The sequence below is a fragment of the Methylosinus sp. KRF6 genome, assembly GCF_018887255.1.
Classification (GTDB): Bacteria; Pseudomonadota; Alphaproteobacteria; order Rhizobiales; family Beijerinckiaceae; genus Methylosinus; species Methylosinus sporium.
On sequence record NZ_JAHLJF010000036.1, the window covers coordinates 1 to 2508 of the forward strand.

Sequence of the window (2508 nt, forward strand, 5' to 3'; positions counted from 1 at the left end):
GTTCTCGGTGGAAAAACTCGTGCTGCCTGGGTCAGCTCTCAGTGGAAATCAACAAACTCTCCACCTCGCGGTTCCAGCCGTCGACGCCGGCGGCGACCTGCAACAGATTGTGCAGCCCCCGGGGATGGGAGACGAGGTCGCGGAGAAGATGGCACAGGAATGCGCGCTCCAGCCTGACGCCCGTAGCGGAGCGCAGTTCGAAGGTAGTACCCGGCGTCAGGCTGATAAAGTTCACCTTGTTGGCGTCGAGGCTGTTGTCGCCTCTGAGGTTCAGCGGAACGAGGGTCATCCGGGTCGGCAAGGCCAACTCTCGCCGTCCGAGCGCGTTCAGCCGGTTGATGTTCTGAGCCGCGATCGCCTGGTTCGAGCAGATGTAGAGGATGTCGATCCGCTTCGCGCTGTCCCAAAGGTGTTCGATCATGCGGGCGACGACGCCGCGCGCCACCATCGTCTTGCCGAGACCGACTTCGTCGGCGACGAGGAACCGGCGCACGGGATCGTTTTCGCCGTAGAGCCGCTCGTAGACATAGTCGACGGTGCGCCGCTGGAAGGCCTTGAGAGGGGCGAGCGCGGCCTCGGCATGGAAACGCTCATCCATTGGAGGCGTCCTCTGCGGCGAGCGCGATGCGGAAGGTGTTCCAGAGCGCCCGGAATTCGGCCGGAATCGAATCGGCGTCGGCGCCGTCGGTCTCCAGCCGCTCGATGAGCCGTTCGATGGCGCGAAGCTGGTCGCCGCCCCGGCAGAAGGCCCGGACCATCTGCTCGAGGATCGGGGCGTCGTCGCCGGCGGCGCGCCAGGCGCCGTGACCGGTCTCGCCCTGCGCCGCCAACGCGGCGGCGAACGGGTCGCCGAATTCGGAGAGGAGCAGTCGCAGATAACGGAAGAAGGCGTCCTTGCTGTCGATCACCCATCGCAGGATGGCGGCGTGGCGCCCAGCGGGCAGCCCGTCCATCGAGAGCCCGGTGCTGAACAGGATCGAGACGTCTTCCGTCTCGTCCGTCAGGTGGCATGCAAGGAAGCGGGTGATGTCGACCAGCGGCATCCCGCCAAGATCGGCGGACTGTCCCTGCCGAAGCGGCTCGAGCACATCGCGCTCGTGGGCTTCGCCGCGGGTGATCGGCCAGACGCGCAGGACGCCGATCCCGGCCAGCGGAAGCGGCCCGGGAGGAACCAGCCAGACCCTCCAGACGGGCGCGCCATCGGCGGTCGGCTCGCCGCGCTCACAACGGAGTTTCAGGCCGCTGCGGCAGATCTCGCGCCGGGCCTGCTCGAGACGCGCCTCAGCGGCCCGCCTTGCGGCATCGGCGACAGCCGTCTCGTTGCGAACGAACGGCCGCGTCAGACGGCCGAAGCCCTTTTCGCCAAGGATTTCTTCGACGGAGCCGACCCGTGACCTCTTTCCGGTCAGGGTCACGAAGACCTCGACGTTGTTGCCGGTCACCAGCGCCGGTTTCGTGGCATTCCCTGAGCCTATCGTGATGTTGGTGTCCCAGCCTATCTCGACGACGAATGCCTTGGCGTGGAGCCCCTGGAAGGGAGTGGCGTCGACGTCTTCGCCATCTTCCGTGACCGCCATCTCGTCGAGGACGGCGACCCGGGAAAAGCAATCCAGCGTCGCGCCGTCCAGTTTGGCGATTTCGTCGGACCGCCCGATGAAGATCGGCTCGTCGGCGCCGTCGGCGAGTTTCGACAAGGTCTCATCGTCGCAGAAGGGCGAAACCACGCCCAGCCGGCCACGGCGTTCCGGAAACCACGGCTTCGCGCCGAAGCCGTTGACGGCGAAGGAGACGCTCTCGAACGGCTCCGGCAGGGTCCATTCGGCGCGGCGCACGTCTTCGGCCAGTTCGTCGACAAGCGCCTTCGTTCCTTCCGGAACGCCGATGGTCGCCAGATCGGGGATCTGGCGAAGGAAGTCGGCGATCGGCCGATTGACGGCCTTCGGCTGCTTCGTGATCACGCCGTCGAGGGTCGCGGCGATGTCCCAGGAGCGGTCGCGCGTCAGGTTACGGGAAAGGATCAGCAGGCGCATGCGCGCGGGATCTTCGGGCCGCAGCGGCTTGAAGCGCAAAGCCCACATCTTGGGATGGAAAGCGCCGCCTCGAGGGGCGACGACCTCGACCACGGTGCGTTCGAGCAGTGAGCAAAGACGGTAATGCGAATGTGGTTTAACGCCCGCCTGGATATGGCCGGCGTCGGTGAAGACGACGAGGCGTCCGGCGATGCGCTCGGCGCCCTCGAGCAGCGCCAGGGGATGGGAAAGGATGCTGTCTCGATCCTCGGCGGCAAACAGGGCCAGACTGACCGGCACGGCGAGCGCGGTCTCGAAGTCGAGCGAATAGGTCGTGGCGACCGCGGCGTCGAAGACGTAACCCGCTGGCGGCTGGAGATTGGCGCCGTAGAGCAGCCGCTGCTCCGGATCGAGGCTCCGCCTATTCTGCATGAGCGAGATCCCTTAGCATTACAGTTGCGTAATTAGGCGGTTTCTGACTCACTAGGCCACCATGATT

At 65.9% G+C, this 2508-nt stretch carries 2 protein-coding genes; both read right to left on the minus strand.

Going from position 1 to position 2508, the window contains the following annotated elements:
* Positions 1 to 31 precede the first annotated feature (31 nt).
* Positions 32 to 598: a DEAD/DEAH box helicase family protein gene (locus KP010_RS22375; protein ID WP_216281913.1), complete on the minus strand. Its 567-nt coding sequence runs from the start codon at positions 596 to 598 to the stop codon at positions 32 to 34.
* Positions 591 to 2441: a phospholipase D family protein gene (locus KP010_RS22380; RefSeq protein ID WP_216281915.1), complete on the minus strand. Its 1851-nt coding sequence runs from the start codon at positions 2439 to 2441 to the stop codon at positions 591 to 593. The genes KP010_RS22375 and KP010_RS22380 overlap by 8 nt, the downstream gene beginning before the upstream one ends.
* Between the last annotated feature and the right edge of the window lie 67 nt (positions 2442 to 2508).